We start from the raw sequence: 14,663 nt of genomic DNA, 5'->3' as shown, positions 1-14,663 counted from the left end.
CGGTCATTCAGAGCGGCACGGACAGCAGCAGGAACCCGTCCGTGTCCTGGCCGGTGATTTCGACGCCGCGCCCGTCCAGGTCACCCATATGCGCGGTTGCGCCGGGACCGGTGCGCGCCAGCACGCTTGTGCCCGGCATCGGTGCGAACCGCCAGGGCGGCGGGCCGTTCTCGATGGGATCGCGCGGCAGGTCGCGGCTGACATAGCTGGCCAGGGCCTCGCGGATGCCCAGATGGGGCAGCCTGATCCGCGGGGAGTCGCACAGCGCCCGCACATTGCCGCCGCCATTGGCGCGAAAGGAGTTGAGCGCCACGACAAAGCGGTCATCGGGTCGGACGGGCCGGCCGTTGCAGGCAATACCGGTGACACGACCGTGGCCGTGGTCGCGCGGGCTGCCGTCGGGGGCAAACCGCGCCGGGGCGGACAGGTCGATCACGCAGGTGAGCCCATGCAGCACGTCGAACCCGGTGCCGTTCAGGGACGGGTTGCGCAGGCGCGATCCGGTGCTGCCCGGTTCGATCCTGTTGAAATGGCTGGCCGACATTTCGAGCCAGTCGACCAGCTGCGCGCCGTTCAGTTCGACCGCGCATAGCTGGTTGGGATAGATCTGCAACTGGTTCAGGTGGCGCCGCGTCAGGCTGCCGGCGGGAATATCGGTGTAGTTGCCCGGCCCGCTGCGGCCGCCGCATCGCCCCGGCGAGGCGACCGAAACCAGCGGCAGGCCCGCCAGCGGCGTTCCCTCCAGGCAGGGGCGCAGGGCCGCGGCCTGCGCCGCCGCGACCAGCGCCAGCGCGGGGTCGGGGGCAAGGAAGGTGAAATAGCTGTGCAAATCGGTATCGCTGTGGCCGACATGCTGGCGCAGCCGGGCCCGCGTGGCACCGTGATCGGCGCCCAGCAGCGTCAGCAGGCCGGGGTCTTCGGGGCGTCCGGCGGCCGGGCGCAGGGCGCAGCGCGACCCGGCCACCTGCCAGCGGTTCCCGGCGCGATGCAGGCTCAGGTCGATGACGCCAAGGTCGGACCCGTTGAACCCGGGCATGACCATAGGCGTGCCATGCACCTGTCCGGTCTCGGCATCGACGCCGGGCAGCCCGTCATGGTCGGGGCCGGGCAGGCGCTGATGGGTGTGCCCGGCGATGATCGCGTCGAAACCGCCAAGCTCGGCCAGCGCCAGCGCGGCGTTTTCGCCGTCGGGCCTGCCGCCCGCACCCGCCAGCCCGGTATGGGCCAGTGCGATCACCAGGTCGCAGCCCTCGTCCCGCATCCGGGGCAGCCATGCCCGCGCGCTGGCGGCGATCCCGTCGATTTCGACCCGGCCCTCCAGCTGATGGGCCTCCCATTGCAGGGTCTGCGGCGGCAGGAAGGACAGCAGCCCGATCCGCAGCGGTGTCGGCCGGCCGTTCAGCGGCAGATCCCGGTCGAGCACCGCACAGGACCGGATCGACCCGCCCGGGGCATCATCGTTCAGGCGCAGGTTGGAACACAGGACCGGGCAGGGCGCATCGGCGAGAATACGGTCCAGCACCGCGAGACCCCGATAAAAATCGTGGTTGCCCAGCCCGGCGGCGTCATAGCGCAGATAGCCCAGCGCCCGCATCAGCGGGTGCGGGCGGCCCGGTTCGTCGATTTCGTCCAGCGGTGTGCCCTGCAGCGCGTCGCCATTGTCGAGCAACAGCACCGGGGCGCCTGCCCGCGCGGCTTCGGCACGGGCCTCGGCGATGCGCGTGGCGATACGGGTCAGGCCCCGCGCCGGATCGGCCTGGTCGGCGAGATAATCGTGCCCGGTCAGGTGCATGTGCAGGTCAGTCGTCGCCAGCAGGCGCAGGTTGGTGCCTGCGCTCATCTGCGGCGGCGCCACGCAGCGGTGGGCAACAGGGTCATCGTGTATTCCGGCATCAATCTTCTGTTTACCATGAAACGAATATTCGGTGCTCGCGCAAGGGTTGAGTGGACCTGGTTCCGGCACCGGGGCTTGCCCTTGGTCGCCGCCCGTGGCAGCGAAAGGGCGCAACGAGGAGGCGGCGGGCATGAAACTGGCCGAAACGGTGACATTCGGCGGCGCGGGGCTGGATCGCGCCGCGCATCTGCGCGGGGACGCGGCGGCGCTGACGCGGATGCAGGCGCGCGACGACGCCCGCGTGGTGCTGTTCTGGCGCGGCAAGCCGCTGGTCCGGGGCGAGGGCCGCGACCGGCTGGCGCTGCTGCCCTGCGATCACCCGGTGGTCGCGTCGCGGGATACCGGCGATCGGGTGCTGCTGGGGCTGGCGGCCCGCGAGGCGCCGCGTTTCGCCTGCGACCTGTCGAACTGGGAACCGGAGGATCTGGACCGCAACGAGCTGGGGCAGTATCTCGACCCGTCCGAACAGCACCACCCGGACCTGCCCGCCGATCATGTCTTTGCCGAGCTGCGCCGCCTGATGGCGCGGCTGAGCCCGGTGGATGCCGAACTGGCCGCGACCGGCAAGGCCATTCTCGGCTGGCACCACACGCATGGGTTCTGCGCCCGCTGCGGTGCGCCCAGCGACCTGTCGCAGGCGGGCTGGCAGACGACCTGCACCCGCTGCGGCAGCCATCATTTTCCGCGCACCGACCCGGTGGTAATCATGCTGATCACCCATGGCAATTCGGTGCTGATGGGCCGGTCCCCGGGCTGGCCCGAGGGCATGTATTCGCTGCTGGCGGGATTCGTCGAGCCGGGCGAGACGCTGGAGGCCGCCGTGCGCCGCGAAGTGTTCGAGGAGGCCGGCGTCGCGGTGGGGGCGGTGCGCTATCTGGCCAGCCAGCCCTGGCCGTTCCCGTCGTCGCTGATGATCGGCTGCGCGGGCGAGGCGCTGGGCCGCGATCTGAACATCGATCCGCAGGAAATCGAGGATGCCCGCTGGATCGGGCGGGACGACATGATGGTGGCCTTTGCCGGTGACCATCCGGTCCTGAAACCGGCACGGCGCGGCGCGATCGCGCATTTCCTGCTGCAGAACTGGCTTGCAGACCGGCTGGATTGACGCGAAGTTCACCTTTTAGGGGCAGTATCCGAACAGGACATGCAGTTTTCGAGCAAGGAAGATATCGAGGCGCCGGTCGAGGCCGTCTTTGCCATGCTGGCAGAGGTCGAACGCTATGAGCGGGCCGCCATCCGCCGCGGCATCGACGTGCGCCGCCTGTCCGGTGCGGCGGAAACGGGCGCCGGCATGGAATGGGAGGCCCTGTTTTCGCTGCGGGGCAAACCCCGGACCATGCAGGTGCGGCTGAGCGAGCTCGAACCCAATTCACGGCTGCGGTTCGATTCCGAATCGCACGGGCTGACCGGTTTCCTGAACCTCGAACTCCTCGAATTGTCGCCGCGCCGCAGCCGGATGGCGGTGGTGCTGAACCTGAAGCCCAACACGATCCCGGCGCGGCTGCTGATCCAGTCGCTGAAACTGGCCAAGGCGAACCTGACCCGCCGGTTCAAGCTGCGGGTGGCCGACTATGCCCGCGGGCTGGAGGAGCGATACCGGGAAACGCTGTAGCCCGGCGGGCCGAAATCAGTGGTGTTCGGTATTCGCGGGATAGACCCCCAGGATATCGAGCTTGGTGGTGAAGAACCGCAATTCGTCCATCGCCAGCGTCACGTCGCGGTCATCGGGGTGGCCTTCGATATCGGCGTAGAACTGAGTCGCCGTGAACGACCCGCCGACCATGTAGCTTTCCAGCTTGGTCATGTTCACGCCATTGGTCGCAAAGCCGCCCATCGCCTTGTAGAGCGCCGCCGGAATGTTGCGGACCTGAAAGACGAAGCTGGTGATCATGCCATGGTCGCCGCGCCGGCTCAGATCGGCGTCGCGCGACATGATCAGGAACCGTGTGGTGTTGGTGGCGTTGTCCTCGATATGCCGCGCCATCACCTCGAGACCGTAGGTTTCGCCCGCCAGTTCACTGGCCAGCGCGGCGATCCGGGGGTCGGCGTCTTCGGCGACCTGCCGGGCCGAACCGGCGGTATCGGCGCCGGTGATGCGGTGGATCCCGTGTTCCTGCAGGAACCCCCGGCACTGGCCCAGCAGCACCGTGTGGCTCATCGCGTGGGTGATGTCGCCGAGTTTCGCGCCCGGCAGCGTCAGCAGGTTGATATGCACCCGCACGAAGGCTTCGTCGATGATGTGCAGGCCCGAATTGGGCAGCAGCGTGTGGATGTCGGCCACCCGCCCATAGGTCGAGTTCTCGACTGGCAGCATCGCCAGATCGGCCTTGCCGGCGCGGACCGCTTCGATCGCGTCCTCGAAGGTGCGGCAGGGCATCGGCTCCATCTGCGGGCGGGCCTTGCGGCAGGCCTCGTGGCTGTAGGCGCCGGGTTCGCCCTGGAACGCGATGCGGTTTGTCATGGGTCGGATTCCGTGCAACAGGTGTTTCTTTGGCCTTCGGGGCGCTGTCTATACCTTGCCTAAGACAAGGGGAAGGCTTAGACACCGCGCAAACGGATCAACGGGACGAGCGACCAAATGGACACGATGACGACGACCAAGGTAGCCGCAGCCCTGTGCGGGGCATTGCTGGTATTCCTGCTGGGAAAATGGGCGGCGGAGGGGATCTACCACACCGCGCTGCATGGTGAACCGTCCTATGTGATCGACACCGGAGAGGACGAGGCCGCGGATGAAGGCGCCGAGGAGGAGGTCAGCTTCATCGACCTGCTGGCGCAGGCCGATGTCGAAAAGGGCTCCAAGGTGTTCAAGAAATGCTCGGCCTGCCACAAGCTGGAAAAGGGCGCGAACGGCACCGGACCGTATCTCTACGGGGTGGTTGGCCGTCCGGTCGCCTCGGCTGACGGGTTCGGCTATTCGGACGCACTCGCCGGTCTGGGCGGCGACTGGACCCCGGAGCATCTGGACGAATTCCTGACCAAGCCGTCGGCCTATGCCCCGGGCACCACGATGAGCTTTGCCGGCCTCGGCAAGATCGGTGACCGGGCCAACCTGATCGCGTTCCTCAACACCAACAGCGACAGTCCGGTGAGCTTCGAGGCGGCGGAAGCCGCCACCGACGACGCCAGCGAAGCCGCTGACGCTGCAACCGATGCGGCCAGCGACGCGGCTGACGCTGCTACCGATGCGGCTGACGCTGCGACCGATGCGGCCAGCGATGCCGCTGATGCCGTGACCGACGCGGCCAGCGATGCCGCTGACGCTGCGACCGATGCGGCCAGCGATGCGGCAGACGCTGCAACCGATGCGGCCAGCGATGCGGCTGATGCCGTGACCGATGCCGCCAGCGACGCGGCTGACGCTGCAACCGACGCCGCCAGCGACGCCGCTGACGCTGCAACCGACGCCGCCAGCGATGCGGCTGATGCCGCGACCGATGCCGCCAGCGACGCGGCTGATGCCGTGACCGACGCGGCCAGCGATGCGGCAGACGCTGCAACCGATGCGGCCAGCGATGCGGCAGATGCTGCGACCGACGCCGCCAGCGATGCCGCCGATGCTGCAACCGACGCGGCCAGCGACGCGGTCGAAGGATCGGACGCGACGACCTCGGGCAACTGAGCCCCGGTCCCGACCGGGTGCCCCTGCCCATGCCGGAAACCGCCGCTTCACGCGGCGGTTTCACGTTTTGATGAAGCATTCTCGTCTTGAACATCCCCGTGGCGCACCACTAGCTTACGCAGACAGGATTTGACCCGTGAACGGCCCCGATCGCGGTGCCTGACGTGACCACCCGGAGGACGAGCCAGATGCGGCACCCCAGAACCGCCCTACGCTGTCAGGCCATGACCCGCTGGCCGATGCTGGTCAGCCTGTTCACGCTGACCCTGATCTGTCTCCTTGCGCTGGCGCGCATCGCTGCCGCCGAGGAAACGATCATCAAGAGCCACGGGTTTTCCGAATTCGGCGATCTGAAATATGCCGAGGGTTTCGCGCATTTCGACTATGTCGATCCCGACGCGCCGCGGGGCGGTGAGCTCAGCTATGCCGCGCAGGGCACGTTCGACAGTTTCAACCCGTTCACCCGGCAGGGCCGGGCCGGCGCGCGGGCGGCCGAACAATACGAGTCGCTGCTGATCCCGTCCTATGATGAACCCGCCTCCTATTACGGTCTGATCGCCGAAAGCCTCGAATATCCCGAAAGCCAGGACTGGGTGATCTTCAACCTGCGCCCCGAGGCGCGGTTTTCCGACGGAACGCCGGTTACCGCCGAGGACGTGGTGTTCAGCCATGAGATCCTGCTGGACCAGGGGCTGCAATCCTATGCCGAGGCGGTCCGCAAGCGCATCCCCAAGGCCGAGGCCCTGGGCCCGCACCGGGTGAAGTTCCATTTCGCCGATGGCTATCCCCGCCGGGCGATGATCACCCAGGTCGGCGGAACGCCGGTCTTTTCCAAGGCCTGGTTCGAGGCCGACCCGGACAACCGGCGGCTGGACAAGCCGCGGATGGTGCCGGGGATCGGGTCGGGGCCGTATGTGCTGGACAGCTACGACATCAACCGCCGCATCGTCTATCGCCGCAACCCCGACTATTGGGGCGACCATGTGAACGTGAATGTGGGGCGGAACAATTTCGGCACCATCCGGATCGAGTATTTCTCGGACAGCATCGCCGCGATGGAGGCGTTCAAGGCCGGGGAATTCACCTTCCGGCAGGAAAACAACTCGAAAAGCTGGGCCACGGCCTACAATTTCCCGGCGATCACCGAAGGTCATGTGCAGAAGGTGGAACTGCCCGATGGCGACGTGCCCAATGCCACCGGTTTCGTGATGAATCTCGACCGGCCGCAGTTTTCCGACGTGCGTGTCCGCGAGGCGGTCCAGCTGGCCTTCAACTTCGCCTGGACCAACGAGAGCCTGCAATACGGGCTGTTCCAGCACCGGCAATCGTTCTGGGAAGGCACCGATCTGGAGGCCCGCAACCTGCCCCAGGGCCGTGAACTGGAGGTGCTGAAATCGCTGGGTGACGCGCTCGACCCGGTGTTGCTGGAGACCGCACCGCCGGTGTTGCCCGAAGGCCGCGCCGACCGCCAGACCGACCGCAAGAACCTGCGCCGCGCGATGAAGCTGCTGGACGAGGCCGGATGGATGGTGGGCGATGACGGCATCCGCCGCAACACCAGCGGCCAGCAGCTGAGGATCGAATTCCTGTCGGACGATCCGGCGCTGGACCGGCTGGCCTCGCCGTTTGTCGACAATCTCAAGGCCATGGGGATCGCCGCGGCCTACAACCGGATCGACAACGCGCAGTTCACTCTGCGCCGACGTGAACGCGACTTTGACATGATCTCGGGCGGCTACAGCATGTCGCTGCAACCGTCGACCGGGCTCTACCAGCAGTTCGGCACCGAGGCGGCGGCGTTCTCGGTCTTCAACCCGTCGGGCGTGCATGGGCCGGATATCGAACCGCTGATCGACAATATCGTGTCGGCCAGGGAAACCGAGGAACTGGTGGCGAATGTGCGCGCGCTGGACCGGGTGTTGCGGTGGAAACGGTTCATCGTGCCGACCTGGTATCTGGGCAAGCACTGGGTCGCCTACTGGGATCAATACGGCTATCCGGCCAATCTGCCGCCCTATGCGCTGGGGCTCGAGGATCTCTGGTGGGCCGACAAAGAAGGTGCCGCGGCATTGAAGGCCGCCGGCGCGCTGAGGTAGTCCCGCCGCATGGCCGCCTATATCCTTCGCCGCCTTCTGCTGGTGATCCCCACATTGCTGGGCATCATGGTGATCAACTTTGCCCTGGTGCAATTCGTGCCGGGCGGCCCGGTCGAACAGATCATCGCGCAGATGGAAGGCGGCGGCGACGTGTTCGAAGGCTTTGCCGGTGGCGGGGCCGACGTGGACACCCAGTCCGCCGGGGTATCCGACCGCTATGTCGGCGCGCGCGGCCTGCCGCCCGAGTTCATCGAGGAGCTTGAGCGGGAATTCGGGTTCGACAAGCCGCCGCTGGAACGGTTCCTGACGATGCTCGGCAACTATGCCCGGCTGGATTTCGGCGAAAGCTATTTCCGGTCGATCTCGGTGACCGACCTGGTGCTGGAAAAGATGCCGGTGTCGATCAGCCTCGGGCTGTGGTCCACCCTGATCGCCTATATCGTGTCGATCCCGCTGGGCATCCGCAAGGCGGTGAAGGATGGCAGCAGCTTCGATACCTGGACCTCGGGCGCGATCATCGTCGCCTATGCGATCCCCGGTTTCCTGTTCGCGATCCTGCTGCTGGTTCTGTTTGCCGGTGGTTCCTACTGGCAGATCTTCCCGCTGCGCGGCCTGACCAGCGACAACTGGGACAGCCTGAGCCTGATGGGCAAGATCGGCGACTATTTCTGGCACATCGCGCTACCGGTGATCGCCAGCACGATTTCCGCCTTTGCCACGCTGACGCTGCTGACCAAGAACAGCTTTCTCGACGAGATCAAGAAACACTATGTCATGACCGCCCGCGCCAAGGGGCTGAGCGAGAGCAGGGTGCTCTACGGGCATGTGTTCCGCAACGCGATGCTGATCGTGATCGCCGGGTTCCCGGCGGTGTTCATCGGCGTGTTCTTTTCCGGCAGCCTGATCATCGAAACCATCTTTTCGCTCGACGGGTTGGGGCGGCTGGGTTTCGAGGCGGCCGTGGCGCGGGATTACCCGGTGATCTTCGGCACGCTGTTCATCTTCGGCCTGATGAGCCTCGTCGTCGGCATCCTGTCCGACGTGATGTATGTGCTGGTCGATCCGCGGATCGATTTCGAGAAAAGGGAGGGCTGAGATGGCGCTGTCCCCCCTGAACGCCCGCCGCTGGCGCAATTTCAAACGCAACCGCCGCGCCTTCTGGTCGCTGTGGATCTTCGCGGTGCTGTTCAGCCTGTCGCTGTTCGCCGAGTTCCTGGCCAACGACAAGCCGATCCTGGTGCAGTATCGGGGCGACTATTATGCCCCGATCTTCCGGTTCTATCCCGAAACCGCCTTTGGCGGCGATTTCCAGACCGAGGCGATCTATCGCGATCCCGAGGTGGAATGCCTGATCGTGTCAGGCGGGCTGGAAAGCTGTTTCGACGATCCCGAAGGGGTGATCGCCGAGGCCGCGACCGGCATGGTCGCCGGCGAACCGATCGAACGCGGCTGGACCGTCTGGCCGCCGATCCCCTACAGTTTCAACACCACCGTGGATCGTCCGGGCGCGGCGCCGCTGCCGCCCAACCGCCAGAACCTGCTGGGCACCGACGACACCAAGCGCGACGTGCTGGCGCGGGTGATCTACGGGTTCCGCCTGTCGATCCTGTTCACGCTGATCGTGACCGGCGTGGCCAGTCTCGTCGGCGTCTTTGCCGGCGCGATCCAGGGGTATTTCGGCGGCTGGCTGGACCTGGTGTTCCAGCGGGTGATCGAAATCTGGTCGGCGACGCCGTCGCTCTACGTCATCATCATCATGTTCGCGATCCTGGGGCGAAGTTTCTGGCTGCTGGTGTTCCTGATGGTGCTGTTTTCCTGGACCGGGCTGGTCGGCGTGGTCCGCGCCGAGTTCCTGCGCGCGCGCAACCTGGAATATGTGCGCGCGGCCAAGGCGCTGGGGGTGGGCAACATGACGATCATGTTCCGCCACATGCTGCCCAACGCCATGGTGGCGACGCTGACCATGCTGCCCTTTATCGTCACCGGCACGATTTCGGCGCTGGCCAGCCTCGATTTCCTGGGTTTCGGCCTGCCCTCCTCGGCGCCGTCGCTGGGCGAACTGACATTGCAGGCGAAACAGAACCTGCAGGCGCCGTGGCTGGCCTTCACCGCGTTCTTCACCTTCGCGGCGATGCTGTCGCTGCTGGTGTTCATCTTCGAAGGCATCCGCGACGCCTTTGACCCGCGAAAGACGTTTTCATGAGCCTGCTTGCGGTCGAGAACCTCACCGTGTCGTTCCGGCAGGACGGCAAGACCACGCAGGCGGTGCGCGGCGTGTCATTCTCGGTGGACCGGGGCGAAACCGTGGCGCTGGTGGGCGAAAGCGGGTCGGGCAAATCGGTCACGGCGCTGTCCACCGTGTCGCTGCTGGGCGACAGCGCGCAGGTGGACGGGTCGATCACCTATGACGGCCAGCAGATGATCGGGGCCAGCCCGGCGCGGCTGCGGCAGGTGCGCGGCAACGACATCAGCTTTATCTTCCAGGAGCCGATGACATCGCTCAACCCGCTGCACACGATCCGCCGGCAATTGGCGGAATCGCTGGAGCTGCACCAGGGGCTGGTCGGCGAGGCCGCGCATGACCGCATCGTCGACCTGATGACGCGGGTCGGCATCCGCGACGCCGCTGAGCGGCTGGACAGCTATCCGCACCAGCTGTCGGGCGGGCAGCGGCAGCGGGTGATGATCGCGATGGCGCTGGCCAACAAGCCCGATATCCTGATCGCGGACGAACCGACCACCGCGCTCGACGTGACCATACAGGCGCAGATCCTCGATCTGCTGGCGGAACTGAAGCGATCGGAAAACATGGGGCTTCTGTTCATCACCCATGATCTGGGTATCGTGCGCCGGGTGGCCGACCGGGTCTGCGTGATGAAGGATGGCGAGATCGTCGAAACCGGCCCCACGGCCGGGATCTTTGCCAATCCGCGACACCCCTATACGCAGAAACTGCTGGCCGCCGAACCGTCGGGGGCGCCGGACCCGGTATCCGACGGTGCCGGGGAAATCGCCCGCACCGATCACCTGAAGGTCTGGTTTCCCATCCAGCGCGGGTTGTTCAAGCGCACCGTGGGGCATGTGAAGGCGGTCAATGACGCCTCGATCAGCGTGCGCGAGGGCGAAACGCTGGGTATCGTCGGCGAAAGCGGGTCGGGCAAGACCACGCTGGCGCTGGCGCTGATGCGGCTGATCGCCTCCGAAGGCGGCATCACCTTTCGCGACCGCGACGTGCGCAAATGGTCCACCCGCGAATTGCGGCGCCTGCGCAAGGACATGCAGATCGTGTTCCAGGACCCGTTCGGCAGCCTGTCGCCGCGCATGACCTGCGCCCAGATCATCGCCGAGGGCCTGGGCATCCACCATGTCGATCCCGACCGCGACACGCGCGAACTGGTCGCCGAGGCGATGCGGGAAACCGGGCTCGATCCGGCGGCGATGGATCGCTACCCGCACGAATTCTCGGGCGGACAGCGCCAGCGGATCGCCATTGCCCGCGCCATGGTGCTGAGACCCCGGCTGCTGGTTCTCGACGAACCGACATCGGCGCTGGACATGACGGTGCAGGTGCAGATCGTCGATCTCCTGCGCGACCTGCAACGCAAATACGGGCTGGCCTACCTGTTCATTTCCCATGACCTGAAGGTCGTGCGCGCGATGTCGCACAAGGTGCTCGTCATGCGGCATGGCGACGTGGTGGAACAGGGGCCGGTGGACGCGCTCTTTGACGACCCCCAGACCGACTATACCCGCGCGCTGATCGCTGCGGCGGGCTGACGGCCCCTCACCTGTCGCCCCCGTCATTTGGTCCGATGCGGTTTTTCGGATGCGCTCCGGTGCAGCAGTCGATGGGCAAGCGGCGCATGCTGGTCATCGCGGTTTCTGACGCCATCTGATCCTGCCGACCGGTCACATCGCGAGCAATGCCTGAACGGAGCCCGCCCCTGACCGCCGGCCTCGGCGTGTCCGGTCAGACAGGTTACGCATCGGGCCCGGAATGACATGCAAGAATGGCCGGGGCGTCCGCCACCGGCCATTCCGCGTGTCGTTGTCCGGACCCGTTTCCGGATTTCCTAGAGCCCCGGGTCGATGTCGTCGAGATCCAGCCCGGCGGCGAGACCGGCGCCGATCAGGTCGTCGCCATCCATCCCGCCCGCAGCACCGCCCGCGTCGACGGCGCAGGCGTCGGCGCCGCAGGCATCGTCGTTCATGGCCCCGGCATCCGCGCCGCAGGCATAGCCCCCGCACCCGCCCGGCGCGGCTGCGGGCGCCAGGTTCAGATCCTGTCCCGGAAACTCGCCGCCGTTGAAATTGCCCGGTTCGTCACCTTCGTCGTCTTCATCGCCCTCGTTGCCCTCATCGCCCTCGTTGCCTTCGTCGTTCTCGTTGCCTTCGTCATCCTCGTTTCCTTCATTGCCCTCGTTGCCTTCGTCGCCCTCGTCACCTTCATCGCCTTCGTTGTCCTCGTAGCCTTCGTTCCCTTCGTTGTCCTCGTTTCCTTCGTCGCCCTCGTTCCCCTCGTTGGCCTCATCGCCTTCATTGCCCTCGTCGTGTTCGTTGCCTTCGTTGTCCTCGTTTCCTTCGTTGCCCTCGTTGCCCTCATTCCCTTCGTTCCAGCGGCCGGTCATGTTGCCTTCGTCGCCTTCGTCATGCTCGTCGTGTTCGTTGTCCTCGTTGCCTTCGTCGCCCTCGTTGCCCTCGTTTCCTTCGTCGCCTTCGTTGTCCTCGTTGGCCTCGTCGCCCTCGTTGCCTTCGTCGCCCTCATCGCCCTCGTTATGTTCGTCGCCCTCGTCGCCCTCGTTGTATTCATCGCCCTCGTCGTATTCGTCGTCTTCGTTGTCCTCGTCGCCTTCGTTGCCCTCGTCCGGACCCGAGGCCTCGTCGCCCTCATCCCCCTCGTCGTCCTCATCCCCCTCGTCGGCCTCGTCGCCTAGCAGGTCGTCGTCAGGTATTTCGTCGTAGTAATAGGGTTCATCGCCCTCGTCGGCTTCGTCGCCCTCATCTCCCTCGTCGCCTTCATCGCCTTCGTCGCCCTGGGTGCCGTCGAGCTCGTCGCCCTCGTCATGCTCGTCATCCTCGTTGCCCTCGTCGTTCTCGTTGCCCTCGTTGTCCTCGTCGTTCTCGTTGCCTTCGTTGCCCTCGTCGCCCTCGTCATGTTCATCGCCTTCGTTGTCTTCGTCGTCCTCGTTGCCCTCGTCGTGTTCGTCGCCCTCGTTGCCCTCGTTATTTTCGTTGTTCTCGTTTCCTTCGTCGCCTTCGTCGCCCTCGTTGCGTTCATTGCCCTCGTTGCCTTCGTTGCCTTCATCGCCCTCGTTGCCCTCGTCGTAGCGCGGGTTGTTCTCGTTGCCCTCGTTGCCCTCGTCGCCTTCGTCGCCCTCGTTTGATTCGTTGCCCTCGTTTCCTTCGTCGCCCTCGTCGTGCTCGTTGCCTTCGTTGCCCTCGTTGCCTTCGTTGTTCTCGTCGCCCTCGTCGCCTTCGTCGTCCTCGTTGCCCTCGTTGCCTTCGTTTCCTTCGTCGCCTTCGTCGGCCTCGTTGTTCTCGTCGCCTTCGTCGCCTTCGTTGTACTCGTCACCGGTGTCATGGCCGAAGCGGTCGTTGGCGGCGTTCTCGTCGCCTTCGTCGCCCTCGTCATGTTCATCGCCTTCGTTGCTTTCGTCGCCCTCGTCGCCCTCATCGTTCCCGTAGCCGAAAGCGACATCCGGGTCGGGAGCCCCTTCCGTGGTCACGAACGGGACATTGGCGTCGGATTCGCTCTCGTCATATTCATTGCCCTCGTTTCCTTCATCGCCCTCGTCGCCTTCGTTGCCCTCGTCACCCTCGTTGCCCTCATCGCCCTCGTCGCCTTCGTCACCCTCGTTGCCCTCGTTGTGTTCGTCGCCCTCGTTGCCCTCGTTTTCCTCGTCTCCCTCATCGCCCTCGTCGCCTTCATTGGCTTCGTCGTCCTCGTTGCCTTCGTCGCCTTCATTGCCTTCGTTGTCCTCGTCGCCGAGGTTCATCTCGTTGCCTTCATTGCCCTCGTCGCCCTCGTCGCTCTCGTTGCCCTCGTTGCCCTCGTCGCCCTCGTCATTCTCATCGCCCTCATTGGCCTCGTTGCCCTCGTTGCCTTCATCGCCCTCGTTGCCCTCGTCGTAACGCGGGTTGTTCTCGTTGCCCTCGTTGCCCTCATCGCCCTCGTTCCCTTCATTGGCCTCGTTGCCCTCGTCCCCTTCGTCGTTTTCGTCGCCCTCGTTCGATTCGTTGCCTTCATTGCCCTCGTCGCCCTCATCCCCCTCGTTATGTTCGTCGCCTTCGTTGCCCTCGTTGCATTCATCCCCCTCGTCGCCTTCATCGCCCTCGTTGGCTTCGTCGCCCTCATCGCCCTCGTCGTTTTCGTCGCCCTCGTTGCCTTCGTAGCCCTCGTTTCCTTCGTTAAACTCGTCGCCCTCATCGCCCTCGTCGTCCTCGTTGCCCTCGTCGCCTTCGTTGCCCAGGTCGCTTTCGTTGCTGTCGACCGGGAATTCCGGGCTTTCCTCGCCCTCGTCGCCTTCGTCGCCCTCGTTCCCCTCGTCGTTTTCGTCGCCTTCGTCGTCCTCGTTGCCCTCGTCGCCTTCGTTGTTCTCGTCGCCCTCGTCCCCTTCGTTCATCTCGTCGCCTTCATCGCCTTCGTTGCCTTCGTCACCCTCGTTTCCCTCATTGCCCTCGTCGTTTTCGTTTCCTTCATCGCCCTCGTTGCCTTCATCCCCCTCGTCGCCATTGATGAGCTCGTTGCCCTCGTTGCCTTCATCACCCTCGTTTCCCTCGTTCCCTTCGTCGCCCTCATTGCCTTCATCGCCTTCGTTTCCCTCATTGCCTTCGTCACCATCGTGGCGGGTGTCGGTATGCTTGGCGGGATCGGCGGGCATGCCGCCGCGGATGGTCGTCGCGACCGAAGGCTCAAGCGGGCGAAGACCGCTGTCGGCGGCGGCGGGCACGGGGCGCAGAAAAATTGCAAAGCCGTTGCGGAGCGAGGAAAGGGCGGTCATCAAATCGTTCTCCAATCGGTGCCGGACCGGGATCCGGCGGGCCAGGGGCT

Annotated in this window: 10 protein-coding genes; 7 read left to right on the top strand and 3 right to left on the bottom strand. The window is 65.6% G+C overall.

What is annotated here, in order from left to right; genetic code table 11:
• Positions 1-7 precede the first annotated feature (7 nt).
• Positions 8-1,840, bottom strand: coding sequence for a 5'-nucleotidase C-terminal domain-containing protein (locus C6Y53_RS08595; RefSeq protein WP_211299497.1), 1,833 nt, complete (start codon positions 1,838-1,840; stop codon positions 8-10).
• 184 nt (positions 1,841-2,024) lie between these two features.
• Between C6Y53_RS08595 and nudC the strand changes: the two genes are divergently transcribed.
• Both nudC and C6Y53_RS08585 read left to right on the top strand, forming a co-directional pair.
• Complete coding sequence (nudC, locus tag C6Y53_RS08590) at positions 2,025-2,999, top strand: NAD(+) diphosphatase (RefSeq protein ID WP_106472058.1); 975 nt, start codon at positions 2,025-2,027, stop codon at positions 2,997-2,999.
• Positions 3,000-3,038: 39 nt separating this feature from the next.
• Positions 3,039-3,506: an SRPBCC family protein gene (locus C6Y53_RS08585; RefSeq protein WP_106472057.1), complete on the top strand. Its 468-nt coding sequence runs from the start codon at positions 3,039-3,041 to the stop codon at positions 3,504-3,506.
• A gap of 15 nt (positions 3,507-3,521) precedes the next feature.
• Here C6Y53_RS08585 and C6Y53_RS08580 read toward each other — a convergent pair whose 3' ends face one another.
• On the bottom strand, positions 3,522-4,355 hold the full coding sequence (locus tag C6Y53_RS08580) for a prephenate dehydratase (RefSeq protein WP_106472056.1): 834 nt from the start codon (positions 4,353-4,355) through the stop codon (positions 3,522-3,524).
• 117 nt (positions 4,356-4,472) lie between these two features.
• Here C6Y53_RS08580 and C6Y53_RS21395 point away from each other — a divergent pair, with 117 nt between their 5' ends.
• From C6Y53_RS21395 to C6Y53_RS08555, 5 genes are all read left to right on the top strand, one after another.
• The gene (locus C6Y53_RS21395; RefSeq protein ID WP_106472055.1) at positions 4,473-5,516 is read left to right on the top strand and encodes a c-type cytochrome; all 1,044 of its coding nucleotides are present in this window, start codon (positions 4,473-4,475) and stop codon (positions 5,514-5,516) included.
• 224 nt (positions 5,517-5,740) lie between these two features.
• Positions 5,741-7,612, top strand: a complete 1,872-nt coding sequence (locus C6Y53_RS08570; protein ID WP_244614978.1) for an extracellular solute-binding protein — start codon at positions 5,741-5,743, stop codon at positions 7,610-7,612.
• Between the two features lie 9 nt (positions 7,613-7,621).
• Positions 7,622-8,707 carry a microcin C ABC transporter permease YejB gene (locus C6Y53_RS08565; protein ID WP_106472053.1) on the top strand — a complete coding sequence of 362 codons (1,086 nt, stop codon included), beginning with the start codon at positions 7,622-7,624 and terminating at the stop codon, positions 8,705-8,707.
• Between the two features lies 1 nt (position 8,708).
• On the top strand, positions 8,709-9,815 hold the full coding sequence (locus tag C6Y53_RS08560; RefSeq protein ID WP_106472052.1) for an ABC transporter permease: 1,107 nt from the start codon (positions 8,709-8,711) through the stop codon (positions 9,813-9,815).
• Entirely contained in the window at positions 9,812-11,389 is a 1,578-nt protein-coding gene (locus C6Y53_RS08555) for an ABC transporter ATP-binding protein (protein ID WP_106472051.1), read from the top strand. The genes C6Y53_RS08560 and C6Y53_RS08555 overlap by 4 nt, the downstream gene beginning before the upstream one ends.
• 296 nt (positions 11,390-11,685) lie before the next feature.
• On the opposite strand, the gene C6Y53_RS20990 is transcribed toward C6Y53_RS08555, so the two are convergent.
• Complete coding sequence (locus C6Y53_RS20990; RefSeq protein ID WP_211299496.1) at positions 11,686-14,613, bottom strand: putative sodium/potassium/calcium exchanger; 2,928 nt, start codon at positions 14,611-14,613, stop codon at positions 11,686-11,688.
• Between the last annotated feature and the right edge of the window lie 50 nt (positions 14,614-14,663).

Origin of the sequence: Pukyongiella litopenaei, from assembly GCF_003008555.2 — a bacterium.
In the GTDB taxonomy this organism is placed as follows: domain Bacteria; phylum Pseudomonadota; class Alphaproteobacteria; order Rhodobacterales; family Rhodobacteraceae; genus Pukyongiella; species Pukyongiella litopenaei.
Note: the sequence above shows the minus strand (reverse complement) of the source record. Positions and strands in the feature narration are given on the sequence as shown.

Bases quoted from the DNA above. Each gene is read 5' to 3' on its own strand.
- C6Y53_RS21395 (WP_106472055.1), top strand. From the start codon at position 4,473: ATGGACACGATGACGACGACCAAGGTAGCCGCAGCCCTGTGCGGGGCA.
- C6Y53_RS08570 (WP_244614978.1), top strand. From the start codon at position 5,741: ATGACCCGCTGGCCGATGCTGGTCAGCCTGTTCACGCTGACCCTGATC.
- nudC (WP_106472058.1), top strand. From the start codon at position 2,025: ATGAAACTGGCCGAAACGGTGACATTCGGCGGCGCGGGGCTGGATCGC.
- C6Y53_RS08555 (WP_106472051.1), top strand. From the start codon at position 9,812: ATGAGCCTGCTTGCGGTCGAGAACCTCACCGTGTCGTTCCGGCAGGAC.
- C6Y53_RS08595 (WP_211299497.1), bottom strand. From the start codon at position 1,840: ATGAGCGCAGGCACCAACCTGCGCCTGCTGGCGACGACTGACCTGCAC.
- C6Y53_RS08580 (WP_106472056.1), bottom strand. From the start codon at position 4,355: ATGACAAACCGCATCGCGTTCCAGGGCGAACCCGGCGCCTACAGCCAC.
- C6Y53_RS08560 (WP_106472052.1), top strand. From the start codon at position 8,709: ATGGCGCTGTCCCCCCTGAACGCCCGCCGCTGGCGCAATTTCAAACGC.
- C6Y53_RS20990 (WP_211299496.1), bottom strand. From the start codon at position 14,613: ATGACCGCCCTTTCCTCGCTCCGCAACGGCTTTGCAATTTTTCTGCGC.
- C6Y53_RS08585 (WP_106472057.1), top strand. From the start codon at position 3,039: ATGCAGTTTTCGAGCAAGGAAGATATCGAGGCGCCGGTCGAGGCCGTC.
- C6Y53_RS08565 (WP_106472053.1), top strand. From the start codon at position 7,622: ATGGCCGCCTATATCCTTCGCCGCCTTCTGCTGGTGATCCCCACATTG.